The organism is Kaistella haifensis DSM 19056 (assembly GCF_000735695.2).
GTDB lineage: Bacteria > Bacteroidota > Bacteroidia > Flavobacteriales > Weeksellaceae > Kaistella > Kaistella haifensis.
This window is the reverse complement of sequence record NZ_JASZ02000023.1, coordinates 1-17,319: the sequence shown is the minus strand read 5'-3', so window position 1 is coordinate 17,319 and position 17,319 is coordinate 1. Positions and strand designations below refer to the sequence as shown.

Annotated in this window: 18 protein-coding genes; 4 read left to right on the top strand and 14 right to left on the bottom strand. The window is 37.4% G+C overall.

Translation table 11 applies throughout. The features are described 5' to 3' along the window. Window positions 1–53: 53 nt before the first annotated feature. Window positions 54–1,640 carry a replicative DNA helicase gene (dnaB, locus tag AP75_RS10105; protein WP_088264547.1) on the bottom strand — a complete coding sequence of 529 codons (1,587 nt, stop codon included), beginning with the start codon at window positions 1,638–1,640 and terminating at the stop codon, window positions 54–56. A gap of 156 nt (window positions 1,641–1,796) precedes the next feature. Next, window positions 1,797–3,035 carry an MFS transporter gene (locus tag AP75_RS10100; protein ID WP_088264545.1) on the bottom strand — a complete coding sequence of 413 codons (1,239 nt, stop codon included), beginning with the start codon at window positions 3,033–3,035 and terminating at the stop codon, window positions 1,797–1,799. Window positions 3,036–3,120: 85 nt separating this feature from the next. Between AP75_RS10100 and AP75_RS10095 the strand changes: the two genes are divergently transcribed. Then, window positions 3,121–3,459: a DMT family transporter gene (locus AP75_RS10095; protein WP_031502754.1), complete on the top strand. Its 339-nt coding sequence runs from the start codon at window positions 3,121–3,123 to the stop codon at window positions 3,457–3,459. Here AP75_RS10095 and AP75_RS10090 read toward each other — a convergent pair whose 3' ends face one another. From AP75_RS10090 to AP75_RS10065, 6 genes are all read right to left on the bottom strand, one after another. Beyond that, window positions 3,460–3,759, bottom strand: coding sequence for a type II toxin-antitoxin system RelE/ParE family toxin (locus AP75_RS10090; protein WP_031502755.1), 300 nt, complete (start codon window positions 3,757–3,759; stop codon window positions 3,460–3,462). Further along, complete coding sequence (locus tag AP75_RS10085) at window positions 3,743–3,982, bottom strand: hypothetical protein (protein ID WP_088264543.1); 240 nt, start codon at window positions 3,980–3,982, stop codon at window positions 3,743–3,745. The genes AP75_RS10090 and AP75_RS10085 overlap by 17 nt, the downstream gene beginning before the upstream one ends. 30 nt (window positions 3,983–4,012) lie before the next feature. Beyond that, entirely contained in the window at window positions 4,013–5,524 is a 1,512-nt protein-coding gene (locus AP75_RS10080; RefSeq protein ID WP_088264541.1) for a GH3 auxin-responsive promoter family protein, read from the bottom strand. A 48-nt stretch (window positions 5,525–5,572) separates the two neighbouring features. Next, window positions 5,573–6,139 (bottom strand): hypothetical protein, encoded by a 567-nt coding sequence (locus AP75_RS10075; RefSeq protein ID WP_143755852.1) that lies wholly within the window; start codon window positions 6,137–6,139, stop codon window positions 5,573–5,575. Window positions 6,140–6,174: 35 nt separating this feature from the next. Then, window positions 6,175–6,549 (bottom strand): hypothetical protein, encoded by a 375-nt coding sequence (locus tag AP75_RS10070; RefSeq protein ID WP_088264540.1) that lies wholly within the window; start codon window positions 6,547–6,549, stop codon window positions 6,175–6,177. Between the two features lie 77 nt (window positions 6,550–6,626). Further along, window positions 6,627–7,058 carry a hypothetical protein gene (locus AP75_RS10065; protein WP_185116479.1) on the bottom strand — a complete coding sequence of 144 codons (432 nt, stop codon included), beginning with the start codon at window positions 7,056–7,058 and terminating at the stop codon, window positions 6,627–6,629. Window positions 7,059–7,320: 262 nt separating this feature from the next. Here AP75_RS10065 and mfd point away from each other — a divergent pair, with 262 nt between their 5' ends. Then, on the top strand, window positions 7,321–10,704 hold the full coding sequence (mfd, locus tag AP75_RS10060) for a transcription-repair coupling factor (RefSeq protein ID WP_031502763.1): 3,384 nt from the start codon (window positions 7,321–7,323) through the stop codon (window positions 10,702–10,704). A 138-nt stretch (window positions 10,705–10,842) separates the two neighbouring features. Continuing rightward, on the top strand, window positions 10,843–11,406 hold the full coding sequence (gene pth, locus AP75_RS10055) for an aminoacyl-tRNA hydrolase (protein ID WP_031502765.1): 564 nt from the start codon (window positions 10,843–10,845) through the stop codon (window positions 11,404–11,406). 5 nt (window positions 11,407–11,411) lie between these two features. Here pth and AP75_RS10050 read toward each other — a convergent pair whose 3' ends face one another. The 6 genes from AP75_RS10050 to AP75_RS10025 form a co-directional block, all read right to left on the bottom strand. Then, window positions 11,412–12,047, bottom strand: a complete 636-nt coding sequence (locus AP75_RS10050) for a carbonic anhydrase (RefSeq protein ID WP_031502767.1) — start codon at window positions 12,045–12,047, stop codon at window positions 11,412–11,414. A gap of 24 nt (window positions 12,048–12,071) precedes the next feature. Beyond that, window positions 12,072–13,667, bottom strand: coding sequence for a SulP family inorganic anion transporter (locus tag AP75_RS10045; protein WP_031502769.1), 1,596 nt, complete (start codon window positions 13,665–13,667; stop codon window positions 12,072–12,074). 186 nt (window positions 13,668–13,853) lie between these two features. After that, window positions 13,854–14,147 (bottom strand): hypothetical protein, encoded by a 294-nt coding sequence (locus AP75_RS10040; protein WP_031502771.1) that lies wholly within the window; start codon window positions 14,145–14,147, stop codon window positions 13,854–13,856. 4 nt (window positions 14,148–14,151) lie between these two features. Continuing rightward, entirely contained in the window at window positions 14,152–14,832 is a 681-nt protein-coding gene (locus tag AP75_RS10035) for a carbonic anhydrase (RefSeq protein ID WP_031502773.1), read from the bottom strand. A 125-nt stretch (window positions 14,833–14,957) separates the two neighbouring features. After that, window positions 14,958–15,515: a serine acetyltransferase gene (locus AP75_RS10030; protein WP_088264538.1), complete on the bottom strand. Its 558-nt coding sequence runs from the start codon at window positions 15,513–15,515 to the stop codon at window positions 14,958–14,960. Window positions 15,516–15,524: 9 nt separating this feature from the next. Then, the gene (locus AP75_RS10025) at window positions 15,525–16,220 is read right to left on the bottom strand and encodes a glycosyltransferase (protein WP_242589801.1); all 696 of its coding nucleotides are present in this window, start codon (window positions 16,218–16,220) and stop codon (window positions 15,525–15,527) included. Between the two features lie 167 nt (window positions 16,221–16,387). On the opposite strand from AP75_RS10025, the gene AP75_RS10020 reads away from it, so the two are divergent. Further along, window positions 16,388–17,293 (top strand): IS1595 family transposase, encoded by a 906-nt coding sequence (locus AP75_RS10020; protein WP_031501506.1) that lies wholly within the window; start codon window positions 16,388–16,390, stop codon window positions 17,291–17,293. The last annotated feature ends 26 nt before the right edge of the window (window positions 17,294–17,319 follow it).

The window sequence follows — 17,319 nt, the reverse complement described above, 5'->3', positions numbered from 1 at the left end:
TAGATTTAATAAAAAAAGTGGTGAGTTATAATGAAAATGAAATCGATTAAATTTTAATAAAGAAACTCATCAGAATCATCGTCATCATTCATGGCGGAACCCGACAAATTTTGATTATTTGGAAGGTCGAAAGCTGCTCCCGGATCGATGGTTGCTTTTATTTTTTCAAAACCGCTTGGTTGATCCTGTTGTCCGAAATTCGATGATTGATAACCGAAATTGTTTCCGAATAAATCGAGGTCGGCGAATTTTGCAATATTTTTAAAGAAAGACATTCTCACGTCTGCTGTAGCACCATTTCGGTGTTTTGCGATAATCAACTCGGCTTGATTTTCGGTAGAAGTTTCTGCCCCGTCTTCATCGTTGTCCCAAGTAGTGATTTTATAATATTCCGGACGGAAAATAAAAGACACGATATCCGCATCCTGCTCAATTGCTCCGGATTCACGAAGGTCGGATAACATCGGTCTTTTTCCGGGACGCGTTTCCACACTTCTGGAAAGTTGCGAGAGCGCAATTACAGGAACATCAAGTTCTTTTGCGATGGCTTTTAAGGAACGAGAAATGGTTGCAATTTCCTGTTCCCGGTTTCCGGCGCCTTTTCCGCTGTTCGCAGTCATCAGTTGAAGGTAATCAACCATGATGATTTTTACCCCATGTTGCATCACTAATCTTCGGCATTTTGCTCTGAAATCAAAAACAGAAAGCGAAGGCGTTTCGTCGATATACAAAGGCGCGTTTTCGAGTTCGGATACGTTGCTGAAAAGCCTTTGCCACTCTTCATCGGTCATTTGTCCTTTTCTTAATTTTTCCGATGAAATTCCGGTTTCGGAAGCAATCATCCGGGTGATTAATTGTACCGACGCCATCTCCAATGAAAATAAAGCCAATGGAATTTTGTGCTGAACAGCGATGTTTCTCGCCATAGAAAGCAAAAATGCAGTTTTCCCCATCGCAGGACGCGCCGCTATGATGATGAGATCCGATTTTTGCCAACCACCTGTTTCTTTGTCGATATCTCTGAAGCCAGATGGGATTCCGGAGATTCCTTCTTTGTCTTTTAAAGATTTTATGGTTTCAATTGCTTGTTTTACCAAAGTATTTGCTGTGTCGAAACCTTTTTTGATGGTTCCGTTTGTGATTTCGAAAAACGATTGTTCCGCTTTGTCGAGAAGTTCAAAAACATCGGTAGATTCTTTGTAAGAACTGTCGATAACGTTGGCAGAAACATTAATTAAACTTCTTAAAATAAATTTTTCAAGAATTACACGAACATGATATTCAATGTGAGCGCTGGAAGAAACACCCATCGTTAAATCAATAATGTAATGATCGCCACCAGCAGAGCTCAATCTTTCGGTTTTTTTGAGTTCCTGAATAACGGTCATCAAATCTACAGGATGGTTTCCTTCGTATAATTTGAGGATGGCTTTGAAGATTTCCTGATGACGAGGATCATAGAATACATCGGCCGTAAGGAGATCGATGGAATAATCGAGACCTTTCTTGTCGATCAAGAAGGTACCGATTACCAATTTCTCGAATTCTACAGCGTTCGGTGGCATTTTACCATCCGAAATAGAGAGTTCTTTTGCGAAATTGCCGTGAATGAGTGAAGATAATGTTTCCTTTTGTGCCATAGGGCAAAGATAGTTTTTTTAAAAAATTAAAATCAGATAGTAATCAACAATTCTCTTTTTTAAGTAATTAAATATTTAATTATCAATAATTTACAATGTTGATAAATCAAGAAGAATTTAAGGAAAAGAAAAATAAAAGTCAAGAAAAAGTTCGGTTTAATATTGCATTTTTCTGAGCTTTGGAACGGTGATTCCTACGAGTAAAGCGATTAAAATCGTCATGCTTCCACCGAAAACTACCGATCGTACGACGCCCAAAAGCTTCGCTGCGAGTCCACTTTCAAACTGGCCCATTTCGTTGCTCGACATAATAAAAATTGAATTCACGCTTAAAACCCTTCCGCGGATATAATCTGGTGTTTTCAGCTGCACAATAGTACCACGGATGACCACAGAAATACCATCGAGCATTCCGCTGCAAACCAAAAAAAAGAAGGAAAGCCAATACCATTTTGACAGTCCGAAACCAATGATGCACAACCCAAATCCTGCAACTGCAGCCAAAAGAATTTTACCTTGGTTTTTCTTTAAAGGAACAAAAGCCAGAAACGCAATAATGCACATTGAACCAATATCTGATGCCGCATTCAGCAAACCGAAACCTTCTGCACCGACTTTCAAAATATCTGTTGCAAAAACAGGAATCATTGCCACAGCACCACCAAAAAGTACCGCAAACATATCCAGACAAAGTGCGCCTAGAATTTCTTTCGTTTTATAAATATAGGTAATTCCTTCTCGCATACTTTGCATCACCCCAATTTCTTTCTGAGTATTTTCTGATGGGTGTTTTTTGATCATCCAAAAGAAAACCGATGAAAAAATCATTAAACCCACCACCACCAAAATGGTTCCGGAAATATCAATCCAATGAATTAGAAAACCGCCCAAAGCATGACCAACTACCGATGCCGTAAGAAAAGTTCCTTGATTTAAGGTAATGGCATTCGGAAGAACATCTTTGGATACGATTTTGGGGATCATCGAGGGGATAATTGGTCCTAAAAAAGCCCTGCAAAATCCGGTGAAAAAGATGACTGCATAAATGAAATACGAAATTTCTTTATTGTCGAAATGTAATAATTCATTACCAAAAAATGCCGGAATAATCAATAAACTGATCAGGAATACATAAGCGTAATTGCAGATTAACAGCAATTTCTTTTTCTCCGAATTATCAATCACGTGTCCGGCGTACAAAGCGGTTGAAACTGCAGGAATAACCTCCGACAAGCCGATAAGCCCGATAGCAAAAGGATCTTTGGTGAGTTGATAAATCCACCATCCCATCAATGTTGCAAGCATTCTGAACGAAAGAACCAGGAAAAATCTTCCGGACATTAAGTTTCGAAATTCTGGTATCTTTAACGTTTGTACGGGCGTGAGTGAAATCATTTTGCAAATGTAATTTTTCAGAATTAATCTAAGTAAATCTTGACGAAGAGTTTTTGGGAATTTTTTAAAAACTTATCTTTGAAGCATGAATTGGATTATCCTCATCATCGCAGGTTTATTTGAAACCGGTTTTGCGACTTGTCTTGGTAAAGCGCAGGAAACCACCGGCCGCGAAAGTTATTTCTGGTGGGGCGGTTTTGTGCTTTCGCTTTTCATCAGTATGTATTTGATGTGCAAAGCGATTTCCATTGGCCACAATCCTATTCCGATAGGAACTGCGTATGCGGTTTGGACAGGAATTGGCGCTGTTGGCGGTGTTTTAGCAGGAATATTTATTTTTAATGAACCTGCTACTTTTTGGCGAATTTTTTTCGTGTGTACTTTAATTGCTTCCGTTGTCGGACTAAAGTTTGTGAGTGCATAATTAAATTTTTCTCTTTGTAGGATTTTGTCTGTTAGAGAAGAAAGATAAAATTTCTACAGTATTATTGATTTCGCGGTAATAGATGGAATTGTATTTAAGCAGGATTGCTTTGCGAATTCCTTTTTTATCAGAAATGGGAAATATTTTAGGATTAATAGAAATTAGTTCTAAAGTTTCTTCTAATTTAATTAAAAGTTTTGAAATTTCTTTAGCAGAAAATTCTGTTTGTAAATATTGAATGGTTTGATCTAATTCAGAGGATGCATGTTCAGTCCAAAAAATTCTATAACCACTTTTCATACTTTTTTATTATTTCAGAATGCGGTGTTAGCTTTCCAGATTCAGCATCTGATAAGCCTTTTTCAATCGATTCTTTTTCTTCATCAGAAATTTCGTTCCACCAATCTTTCGTTTCTTCTTGTTTGAGTTCCATGATCTTATCAATCATAGAAACATCGTTCAATGAAGTTAACCACTGAATAAGTGCCAATTTTTTGGTTTCTATGTTAATATCTAAATTCATTTTAATGGAATATTGATCAAAGATAGAAAATTATTTAAAATCTAAATAAGATCGTGTCTCCAAAAAATCCCCAATTTTTCGATCATTTGCTAATCTTGGAATTTTGTTTTGTCCCCCGAGTTTTCCTTCCGATTTTGCGTAATCCTGAAAAGCGTTTTTCTGTAATCTGGTGATTTTCAATACTTGCAAAATATTTCCGGTTATTAAATCATCATAATACACATTTCTTTTTCGCATTTCAGCATCCAGGTTTTGGCGGAAATCTTCCAAATTTTCCGGTTCTTTTTCAAACTCGATAAACCATTCATGATAAGGCAAACCTTCTTGTGGATTCACCTGCGGAGCCAAATGAAACTCTGTGATTTGCGCCGGAAATTTTTCCACCGTAGCTTTCATCGCCTCCTCGACTTCAAACGCAATTACATGTTCACCAAAAGCTGATGTAAAATGTTTTGTGCGCCCTGAAACTACGATTCGATACGGTTTTTTTGAAATAAAACGTACCACATCGCCGATCGAATACGCCCAAAGTCCGGAATTAGTCGTTAAAATCAATGCGTAATCTTTGTGAAGTTCGATGTCTTTTAAAGTCAATCTTTTCGCATCCGGTTTTCCGTATTCTTCCAAAGGAACAAATTCGTAGAAAATTCCGTGATTGGTCAAAAGTTGTAAACCTTCTTTTTGGTAATCATCTTGGAATGCAAAAAATCCTTCACTCGCCGGAAAAGTTTGAATCGTATCCACGGGTTTTCCCAAAAGTTCGTTCATTTTTTCGCGGTAAGGTTCGAAATTCACGCCGCCGGTGATGATGAGTTGAAGATTTGGGAAAAGTTCGGTGATTTTTTTTCCATTTCTTTCGATGAGTTTTTCGAAGTACATGATCAACCAAGGTGGAATTCCCGAAATCAGCGTCATGTTTTCCTTTTCGGTTTCCTTGACAATTTCGTCCACTTTGGTTTCCCAATCTTCGATGAGGTTGGTTTTCAGACTTGGTAAACGGTTTTTTTGAAGATAATTCGGGACATGATGTGCCACAATTCCGGAAAGTCTTCCCGTTTTGATGCCGTTGATTTCTTCTAATTCCGGACTTCCTTGCAAGAAAATCATTTTCCCGGAAACAAAATCAGAATTGTTTTTCTGATTGATATAATGAAAAATCGCACTTTGCGCTGCCGCAATTTGGTAAGGCATTCCTTCTTTAGAAATCGGGATGTATTTCGCGCCGGAAGTAGTTCCCGAAGTTTTCGCAAAATACTCGGGAGTTTCGGTCCAGAAGATGTTTCGTTGTCCTTTTTTTACGCGTTCGATGTAGGGTTTCAGTTCTTCATAATCGGCAATGTTCACCTGTTTTTGAAAATCCTGAACATCCTGAATATTTTCAAATTGATGTTCTCTTCCGAACAAGGTTTTTTCCGCAGTTTTTACTAAAGATAACAAGAGTTTTTCTTGATCTTCAACGGCGTTTTGTTTGTATATTTCGGCTTCTTTCACGTGCTTTTTTGCCCAGATTAAAGCGATTTTTTTCTTAATGAAATTTAGCATGAAGCAAATTTAAAGGTTTTTGGAAATATTTCTATTGAAGTTTAAATTTTAAAATTGATAACGATAACCCAAACTCAAACTCAAGAAAGTTGATCGGTTATAATATTTCTCAATTTCCGGATTTTCATTGTAAACATTACCGTTATAAAAATTGATTTTTCCGGCTACGAAAACCTGTTGTGGCCCATCTAAAACATAAATCGCTTTACCACCAAGGTTGAAGCCCATTGCTTGATCCTTGTGTTTTTCCATTTGTTGATTGATGAAAGTATTCGAAAAACGGTAGTAGCTGAAACCCGCCATTTCTTCGACCATAAATTCTTCAGAAATATTTTCCCGATGAGTGAGGAAAACCTCAAACTGGCTCAGTCTAGGCGATCCGATGTTTCCATAAATATTTTGATGACCATATTGCACATTCGAGAAAAGTTCGCTGTAATCAATCCCAATTCCAAAATTAATCGGCGTCATCAGATTTCCACCGAAACTAAATCCGTAAAAAGGCTGCAGATCTTTAGCCAAAGAATTGTTTCCAAGAGGTTTCATCGCGATTACTTTCACATCGATATTAGAAACCACGTCGAGTTTGTTTTTGTTCCTTTGAGAAAAAACCATCAACGAAAAAAATAAAAATAAAGCAGCAAATTTTCTCATTTCTCCAGTACAATTTCGTTAAACTTCAGGTAAGTAATTCCTTTCGGAACATTTATTTTAAAGGAATCTGCCGATAAAGTTAGTCCGGTTTTATCTGTATTAAAAGACCTAATTTTCTCTGTTGAAACAATGGAAAATCCTTCGCCAGAAATCGGTCCCGAAAGTTTGAAGCTTCCGTCTGCATCGATCATGGTTTCGGCAACAATTTTGTCTTGAACGGTAATTTTCAGTCGATAATTTTGCAAATCGATGTTGTTGAAGATAATTTTTCCTTCCGCATAAGCTCGTGAATTTTCTTGGGAGTCGCTTCTGCAGCTTGTTATGGCAAAAATCAACACCAAGAATGTTATTAATTTTAAAGAGAAATTCATCAAATAATTTTTTCTAAAAATACAAAAAAACTGCTTCAGATCGCTGAAACAGTTTTTTCTTTTTAAATGAATTGAGATTATCTGGTTGCGTTTGCAGTCCAAGTTTTTCCATCTGCGATGTATAAAATCTTCAACTCATTGTTGTCGATTCTAATATAAGAAGTTGCGGTAGAACCCACCATTACCAAAACGTTGTCACCGTTTTTTTCGAATTCTATTCCATTAAGATCAGGAATTGAATCGGAAAATCTGAAGTTGTATTTGGTTCCGCTCGCGATTTTAGTTACGAAAACACTTCCGTTGTCTTTGCTGATCGAGTTGGTTCCGTCGTTGTAACTAATGCTTCCTTTGTAAGTTCCGGCGAAGAAATCGTTGTCAGCAGGATCATCGTCACGGCTGCAAGAACTTAGTGAAAACACAGAAAATACTAAAAGGAATAATGCGATTAATTTTGCGGTTCCTTTGAAAATTGAATTTCGGGTTTGTTTTTTTTGAAGAATAGATTTCATAATATTTTTTTTTCAACTAAAGTTGATAGGATGGAGTTTTTCAAACATTGTGCCACGAAATCATAATGGGTTTGTTTTAACATTTATTATGCTTATTTGTGATTATGAAAGATTAATGTTTAAAAAAGGGGTGTATTATTTATGTTTTATGCAATTCATAATAAAAAACAAAACTCGAAAATAATGCGTAAATTTGTGATCAGAAAAACGGTTTCGGAATTATCCCGAAATCGCTTTTGTTGTTTATATTTAATGATAAAAAATGCAGTTAAAGCCCATCAATGAGACATTTCTTCCCGATACGTTGCGCAACGAATTCGGAAAAGAAATCTTCAATAACTTAGATCAACATTCGCATATATCGGTGAAAGGTTTTGCAGGATCTGCACCTTCGGTTTTTACTGCCGAATTGTTTCTGTCTCAACAAAAAACGATTCTTTTTCTTATTGAAGACAAGGAAGAGGCGCTCTATATTACCGCTGAAATGGAGGATTTGCTAGGAAAAGAAAACGTGCTGTATTTTCCGGCAACTCATCTGGAGCCTTATCAAATCGAGAAAACTCAAAACGCAAATCTTGTTTTAAGAACAGAAGTTCTCAATAAGTTAAACTCCGGAAAAAAACCGAAAGTTATCGTGGCAGGATTTTCCGCTTTGACGGAAAAAGTATTGAAAAAGGAAGATTTTAAAGCAATTTCTCATCGAATAAAAGTCGGCGAAAGTTTGGATTTCGATTTCACGGAAGAACTTTTGCAACAGTTTGGATTTAGCTTGACGGATTTTGTTTCCGAGCCGGGCGAATTCTCGGTTCGAGGCGGAATTGTCGATGTTTTTTCGTATTCTAATGAAGAGCCTTACCGGATTACTTTTTTCGGAAATGAAATTGAAAGCATCAAAACTTTTAATATTGAGACGCAGCTTACCAATGGAAAAGTAAACGAATTTCAGTTGGTTTCTAATATGAATTTTGCGGCTTCCGGAAGCAAAGTTTCTTTCTTCGATTTGTTGCCAAAAGACAGTTTGGTGGTTTCCAAAAACGCATTTCTCGGATTTCGGAAAACGAAAGATTTTTATGAAAAAGCCTGCGAAAAATTTGAAACATTAAGCAAAGAAATCAGTCATAGAAAACCGGAAGAATTGTTTCTTTCGGAAGAAGTTTTGATGGCGGATTATCGGAAATTCAAAAGCATTGATTTTACCATTAATCCTTTGAAATTTAATGATTTAAATATTTATGAAATAGAGATTCCACAAACGCAACAACCGAGTTTTCATAAAAATTTCGAGTTGCTGATTGAAGATTTGAACGAGAAAAAAGATGCCGGTTTTGATCTTTGGATTTCCTTTTCTACCGAGAAACAAAAAGAGCGCTTGAAAGCGATTTTTGAGGAAATTGGAGCTTTTGGTGAGGATCAAAAAATTCCTTTTAAATCTTTTAAATCTGAACTTCATGAGGGTTTTGTAGATCATCATCACCGCATTTCGGTGTATACGGATCATCAGATTTTCGACCGTTACCAAAGATTTAAAGCTAAAAATACGTTTGCAAAATCCGAACAACTTACGCTGAAAGATTTAATGCAAATGAAAGTTGGCGATTTCATTACCCACATCGATCACGGCATCGGAAAATTCATGGGTTTGGTGAAAGTGAACAACAACGGAAAAGTTCAGGAATGTTTCAAATTGGTTTACAAAAACGGTGATTTGCTGTATGTTTCGATTCATTCCCTTCATAAAATTTCCAAATACAACGGCCCCGACGGACGCGAAATTGTGCTCAGTAAACTCGGTTCTCCGGCTTGGAAAAATTTAAAACAAAAAACCAAAGCGAAGGTTAAGCAAATTGCTTTTGACCTCATCAAGCTTTATGCACAAAGAAAAACGGCGCAAGGTTTTGCCTTCGCTCCCGATTCTTATCTACAAAATGAGTTGGAAGCGAGTTTTCTTTATGAAGACACTCCGGATCAGGAAAAAGCGACGTTGGACGTAAAAAAAGACATGGAAAACGATACCGTGATGGATCGTTTGATCTGCGGTGATGTAGGTTTCGGGAAAACTGAAATTGCAGTGAGAGCCGCTTTTAAAGCCGCCACAGACGGTAAGCAAGTTGCGATTTTGGTGCCGACCACCATTTTGGCTTTTCAGCATTACCGAAGTTTTAAGGAGCGTTTGAAAGATTTCCCGGTGAATATCTCTTATTTGAATCGTTTTCGAACAGCAAAACAGAAAAACGAAACCTTGAAAGGCCTTGAAGAAGGGAAAATCGACATTGTCATCGGAACGCATCAGTTGGTTGGAAATAGTGTGAAATTTAAAGACCTCGGACTTTTAATCATCGATGAAGAGCATAAATTCGGAGTTTCCGTAAAAGACAAGCTCAAAACTTTAAAAAATAATATTGATACGTTAACCCTTACTGCAACACCGATTCCGAGAACGTTACAATTCTCTTTGATGGCCGCACGGGATTTATCGGTGATTAAAACACCACCACCAAACAGGCAACCCGTTGATACGAGTATTATAGGTTTTAATGAGGAAATCATCAGAGATGCAGTTTCTTACGAACTTCAGCGTGATGGACAGGTTTATTTCATCAATAATCGAATTGAAAACCTGAAAGATATCGCTGGTTTGATCCAAAGATTGGTTCCTGATGCAAGAGTAATTACCGGTCACGGACAAATGGAAGGAAAGCAATTGGAACGAAATGTCCTCGATTTTATGGAAGGCAAATACGATGTTTTGGTTTCGACAACGATTGTGGAAAGTGGAGTAGATGTTCCGAATGCGAATACCATTTTCATTAATGATGCACAACGTTTCGGGATGGCGGATCTGCACCAAATGCGCGGTAGAGTTGGGCGTAGTAATAGGAAAGCGTTTTGTTATTTGATTACGCCACCTTTTGATATGATGACGTCGGATGCGAGAAAAAGATTGGAAGCAATTGAGCAATTTTCAGATTTGGGAAGCGGTTTCCAGATTGCGATGAAGGACTTGGAAATCCGTGGAGCAGGCGATTTGTTGGGTGGCGAACAAAGTGGTTTCATCAACGAAATGGGATTTGATACTTACCAAAAAATCATGCAGGAAGCGTTGGAAGAACTTCAAAATGATGATGATTTCTCTGATTTATTTGATAATGAAGAAGACCGCAAAAAGCTCTTTAAATCGACCAAAGAAGTGAATATTGATACCGATTTGGAGTTGATGCTGCCTGATTTTTATGTTCAAAGCATTGAAGAAAGACTTTCGCTATACCAAAAACTGGCCGAAATTCAAAGTAAAGAAGATCTGAAGAAGTTTGAAAATGAATTGGAAGACCGTTTTGGAAAACTTCCGGCTGAAGCGCGAAACCTCTTGAAAAGTGTAGAATTAAAATGGATTGCCGCAGAAATTGGATTCGATAAAATTGTGGTGAAAAACGGGATTTTCCTTGGGTATTTCCCGCCAAATCCGCAGGATAAATTCTACCAAAGCGATAAGTTTAAACATCTTATTTCTTATTTAAGCCAGAATCCGAAAGAGGCTACTTTGAAAGAAAAACATTCCGCGGAAGGCAGCCAACTGATGATGAGAAAAGAAAATGTGCAACATGTAGATGAAGTGAATGCCGTTTTGGAGCGAATTTTAACCAAGTAATTTTAGGAAAATCGGTTTTCGGAAAAAGATTACTTTTGCTCAAATTAAACGGTAAAAACAGGATTTTGCCATCAAATTACTTTGAAAATTCCCAAAAAGGATAATTTTTGGAACTTTAACATTAAATAAATTATTGTCATGAAATACCTGATTGTAGGTTTAGGAAATAAAGGAGATGAATATGCGGAAACGCGCCACAATATTGGTTTTAAAATTGCGGATAAAATTGCGGAAACGTTGGAAGTTTCTTTTAAACCCGCCAATTTTGGTCTTGTAGCAGAAGGGAAATATAAAGGACGAAAAGTGTTTGTTTTGAAGCCCGATACGTACATGAATCTTTCAGGAAATGCGGTGAAATTCTGGCTTCAAAAAGAGAATATTCCGGTGGAAAATTTAATGATTGTCACTGATGATCTTTCGTTGCCATTTGGAACATTAAGGATGAAAATGAAAGGTTCCGATGCGGGACATAATGGGCTGAAAAGTATTCAGGAACAATTACAAACGCAGAATTATCCACGTTTACGATTTGGGATTTCCGCCGAATTTCCAGAAGGGAAACAAGTAGATTATGTTTTAGGAAAATGGAATGAGGTAGAAAAAGAAAAACTTCCCGAAAGAATCGAGAAGTTTTCTAAGGCATGTCTTTCTTTTGTTTTCGCGGGAATTCAAAATGCCATGACAGGGTTCAATGGGAAATAGAACTCCTATAACCAGGTTACCACGCCGCTTTCAACGCAGTAATTGGCACCAACAATTTTTATTTTGCCCTCTTCTTCCATTTTGCTCAAAGTGGAACTTTGTTTGCGAATTTCCGAAATGGCGTTTTGGATGTTGCAGATATTCAGTCTTTCGAGCAAATCTTCGTTTGATGAGGATCTTTCTTCATCTTCTTTGATCACATGATTGATGCAATTATCGAATCTCCCGATCAGGTGATTGAGATTTTCCATTCCCAGGTTTTCTATCTTCGCTGCATCCAGTCCACCTTTCAGCGCTCCACATTTCGAATGTCCCAAAACGACGACCAATTTTGCTCCGGCAACGTTACATCCGAATTCCATCGATCCTAAAATATCTTGGTTGACGAAGTTTCCTGCAATTCTCACGCTGAAAATATCGCCCAAACCTTGGTCAAATATCAGTTCGGCAGATGTTCTACTGTCGATGCAGCTTAATATTACTGCAAAAGGCCACTGTCCGCTTCTGGTATCGTTTACTTGTTCTAATAAATTTCTGTTTACTTTTAAATTATGTACAAATCTTTGATTGCCTTCCTGTAAAAATTGAAGGGCTTTTTCGGGAGTTGTGGTCGATTGAGTTTCTAAAGTATGTGCTTTCATTTTCTTTTCTTAATAATTTTTTAATTAAATCGCACGTCGGTGCGCAACGATGATGTGAGAATCACTGTCCTCATCAAATTCTTTGTAGGAAGTTTTGAAGCCAATTAGTTGTACCTCGATATCATCTTCTTTGGCTCTAATATTTGCAAAATCCTGAATCATTTCCAAAATATCGGTTGCGATATAAGAAGTGGAGCTCGCATCAATACAAACTTTGGAGTTAGGTTTCACGTTTTTAAGTGTTTTCTTAATGGCGGCTTTGTTCAGGAAGGAAACTTCTTCGGACAGCTTGATGGTGATATCGTCCGCATCATCTAAGTCCTCGCGGCTTAAATAATATGCACGTTTCATATTTCCCTGAAGTATATAGAATACCGAAATCAGTAATCCGATTCCAACTCCTTTTAATAAATCCAATGAAACTACTGCAATTATGGTAGCGATAAATGGAATAAATTGATACTTCCCTTTATGCCAAAAATGCATAATGGTAGCAGGTTTCGCAAGTTTATACCCTACTAAAATCAGCACTGCAGCCAAAGTAGCTAGTGGAATTAAATTTAAAATAAAAGGAATAGTAAGCACACAGATTAATAGAAGCGCACCATGAATCATTGTTGAAAGTTTGGACGTTGCTCCTGAATTTGCGTTGGCGGAACTTCTCACCACTACGGAAGTCATCGGTAAGCCACCGATTGCTGAGCTGATGAGGTTTCCAATTCCTTGAGCGCGAAGTTCGAGGTTGGTATCGGTAATTCTTCTGTGAGAATCCAATCGGTCCGAAGCTTCAATACAAAGGAGGGTTTCAATGGAAGCGACAATGGCGATCGTTGCTCCCACTATCCAAACTTTTGGGTTTAAAAATCCTTGAAGATCAGGGAATACGATCATATTTTTGAAATCATTTACACTTTGCGGCACGGGTAAAGAAACCAAGTGATCTGGGCCAATTTCCAGTGAACTTCCTGTGATTTTAAAAATATAATTGAGTGAAATTCCGGCTACCACCGCAACTAAAGCACCGGGAATCATTTTGATTTTTTTCAGCGCAGGAACTTTGTCCCAAGCGATAAGAATCGCCACCGAAACTAAAGTTACGATAACAGCTCCCGGATGAATTGCGGAAAATAATTCAGTGAAATAATTCGGGTTAAAACCGTTGGCAAACAGCGTTTCGTTTCCTTCAAAATCTTTGTCATAACCTAATGCGTGAGGGATTTGGGTTAAGATAATAATGATTCCAATTCCGGCAAGCATCCCTTCGATAACGTTAGTCGGGAAGTAGTTTGAAATGCTTCCCGCACGGAGAAATCCTAAAATTAACTGAAGCAATCCGGCGATAATTCCGGCACATAGAAATAGCTCGAATGCGCCAAGATCGGTAATCGCGGTGAGTACAATGGCGGTTAAACCGGCAGCCGGTCCGGAAACTGAAATATGGGAGTTGCTTAAAAAACCGACCACCAAACCACCGATGATTCCGGCGATAATTCCTGATAATGGTGGAGCTCCCGATGCGAGTGCAATTCCTAAACATAATGGAAGTGCCACTAAAAATACCACAAGTCCTGAAGGGAAATTTTCTTTAATTCCTCCAAATAATGAGATTGCTTTTTTCATTTTTTTTTATTAAAAATAGTGCTGCTAAATTGCAAGCCAAGCGATTACATACAATCCAAATATTAGGATTGCACAATTCGGCGAGCAACTTAATAAGCAAGTGAAAAGTAATTTTTTTTAAACAAAGTCGTAGCAACAGGATATTAGATATCATGTTGAATCGCACTTTAATTTTCGTTAAAAAAATTAAGCTTCTGGAGGCGGAGAAAATATGGTAAGAAAAGGGGTCAGATGAATAGAATCATCCGTCAATACAAACGATGCGCTGAGCGGATCGCTATCAAGAAATTTGATAAAATCGTGAACACATAGGGTCTTCGGAATCGTTTTTTCATTGATTACCAAAGGCGAATGTTGGGTTTCTTCTTCGGAAATCATTACATTGGTGGTGGGCAGATCCCAATTAAAAATCGTGGCAATACTTGGTAAAGCCATGAAATTTAAAAATACCGTTAATGTAATAATGCTCCAAAGTTTCATTTTATCAAATGAAGTTTTTATTGTTTTTTCTGCTCATCACCCAATTTGAGTTCGTCAGATTATAAATTTTCTGAATATCTTTCAAAATATTTTCAAAATCTATTTCTAGATCGATAATTTTTCCAGTTTTCAAATCGAAAACCCAACCGTGAACAATCGGATATTCGTCTAGCAAATATTGTTCCTGCACTACGGCCATTTTAATCACGTTGATGCATTGTTCCTGAACATTTAGCTCTACAAGCCTTTCGTAGCGCAGATTTTCATCTTCTATTGCATCGAGTTCGGCTTGGTGCAATCTATACACATCCCGAATCGTTCTTAGCCAAGGATTCAGCAAACCAAAATCTTCTGCAGTCATCGCTGCTTTTACCCCACCGCAACCGTAATGTCCACAAACGATGATGTGTTTCACCTTTAAATGTTCCACTGCATATTGAATCACCGCAGTTGAACTCATGTCCAAAGTGTTAACAACATTTGCTACGTTGCGGGTTACAAAAACTTCGCCGGGTTTCATTCCCATCATTTCCTCTGCCGATACTCTGCTGTCGGAGCAACCGATGTACAGATATTCCGGAGTTTGCGAGGCTGAAAGGATTTTGAAAAAATCTGGATTTTCGGCCAATTTAGATTCCACCCACTTTTTATTATTTTCGAAAATAACTTCATACGATTTTTTCATAGCTTAATTTTTGTGGGATTATACTATTTTGTAGTTGTTATTTGCAAAAGCAATAGATGGTATCAATTATTTTGCAAATGTAAAGTATAGAAATTTAAATCCCGAATATTTAACAGATTTTAATATTAAATTTTATTATTAATGTATCCCATTGTAGCATTGGTATTGCTACTGATGCTTGCGGGATTGCCGATAACCACAGAATGATCAGGAACATCGAAATTCACATAAGCGTTCGGTGCGATCAGAACATTGTTGCCAATTGATATTTTTCCCACCAACACCGCGTTTGTGCCGATCCAAACTTCATCACCAATCACTGGAACTCCTTCATTTTTTCCGCGGTTGGCTTGCGCAATCGTCACGCCTTGTGCGATATTGCAGTTTTTCCCGATTTTCGCTTTCGGGTTGATGACGACGCTTCCCCAATGTCCCAAATAAAAACCTTCCCCAATTTCCGTTTCCGGATAGATTTGAAAACCGTATTTAATTTGATGATGTCGCAAAACCAGTCGCCAAAATCCTCCCAAAATAGAGTTTTTTCGGTATTGTTGAGCCTTTCTTAAAATATAAATAAAATGCAAGTTCGGGTTGATGCATTTTGCCCAAATTTGTGCAGGAGACAGCCATTTTCCGCTTTCCCGGTAAAAATCTTTTTGGATGATCGATTGGTTTCCTTGCATGACACAAATTTAAAGATTATCAATGATTTTTCGGATAGATTTTACCGAATTTTCAAGATTAAATGGCATTTCGTAATCATTCAAATTATGGTTGTATTTTTCGAAAAATTCAGGGTTTTCAAGCGCTTTTTTCATTCCGGAATAAATTCCTTCTTCGGAATTTTCTACCATGAGACCCAATTTTCCGTATTCCAGCATTTCACCAACTCCCGAAACTTCTGTCGCGATAATTTTCTTTTTTAAAGTAATCGCTTCAAACAAAACCGTCGGGAAACCTTCATATCTCGAACTCAAAACATAAAAATCCGCATTTTTGAAATAAGGGTAAGGATTATCGGTAAAGCCAATCATTTCAGCAGTGTTTTCTACGCCTAATTCCGATCGTAATTTTTTGATGTTTTCAAAATCGTAACCATCGCCAACGATTTGTATTTTATGTTGAAAACCTTCCTCCAGAAGACGTTTGTGAACTTTCAACAACCGATCAAAACCCTTTTGCGGAAAAACAGTTCCCACCGAAACAAAAGTCGGTTGATCGTTGTTGGTTAAGGGTTGTTGGTCTTCCAACTTCCCGCTTCCCACTTCCTGACTTTTAGAAATAACTTCTTCCGTGTCTAAAGGATTGTAAATTCGAACAATTCGCGATTTTTGGTCTTCATTTTGGGCTAAATTTTCAAAATCGGCTTTAATTTGTTCAGAAATCACCAAAATTTTATCAAAACCGAAAAATTTCCGAATCTCTTCATCGGTATAGTTGTGAAAGTGCGTTTTCCGTAAATCATTATGAATCCAAACGATTTTTTTGGAATTTTTTTATGAATATCCGTAATTAGGAATAATTCACTATATTTGACTGTAATTTAGGTAATTATATGGATATATTTAGTTTTACGGCTCATTTTGGGACAGAAGAAGATTGCAGAATTCATTTTAAGGCTCAGAGAGACAAAATCGGAGTATTTTGCAAATGCGGCCACAAGGAGCATTTCTGGATTAAAAGCATTTGGACTTACGAATGCAAGAAATGCCGCAGCAGAACCTCTTTGAAAAGCGGAACAATCATGCAAAACTCCAATCTTTCTTTTTTAATCTGGTACAAAACGATGTTTCTGATGAGTGTTACCAAGAAAGGATTTTCTTCAAAGGAGATTCAGAAACAATTGGGTTTGAAGCGCTATGAACCGGTGTGGGCAATGGTTCATAAACTAAGAAAAGCAATGGGAACACGTGATGAAAAATATACTCTGGAAGGTATGATTGAGTTTGATGAAGGCTACTTTACGGTAGAATCCAGCGAGGTAGAACAAGAAAAAGGTCTTCGCGGAAGAGGTGCTGCAGGGAAGCAAAATGTAGCGGTAATGGCAGAATCAGTTCCTTTGGAAAATCTGGAAACAGGTGAAAAATCAAAATCCTGCAGGTATTTTAAGGCGAAGGTTTTGGAAACGCATCTTTCTTTGGAAATTAACGAAACCGTCAAAGAATCGATTGATAATCAAAGCATTGTTTTCACAGATAAAAGCACGTCTTACGTTGATATTTCTGATTTTGTTGAGCTACACATCACGGAAAAATCTGATAAAGAAACCACCAATGAAACCTTAAAATGGGTTCATATTACCATCAGTAACGCCAAAAGAAATCTATTAGGAAATTATCATAAAATCAAAAGAAAGTACCTTCAACTATATCTCAACGAGTTTATCTATAAGCTAAACCGAAGATATTTTGGTGACAAACTTTTCGAAAGGCTCATTATTGCTAATATTACAGCGATATGAGTAAAAACGGATATACATAATTTTTT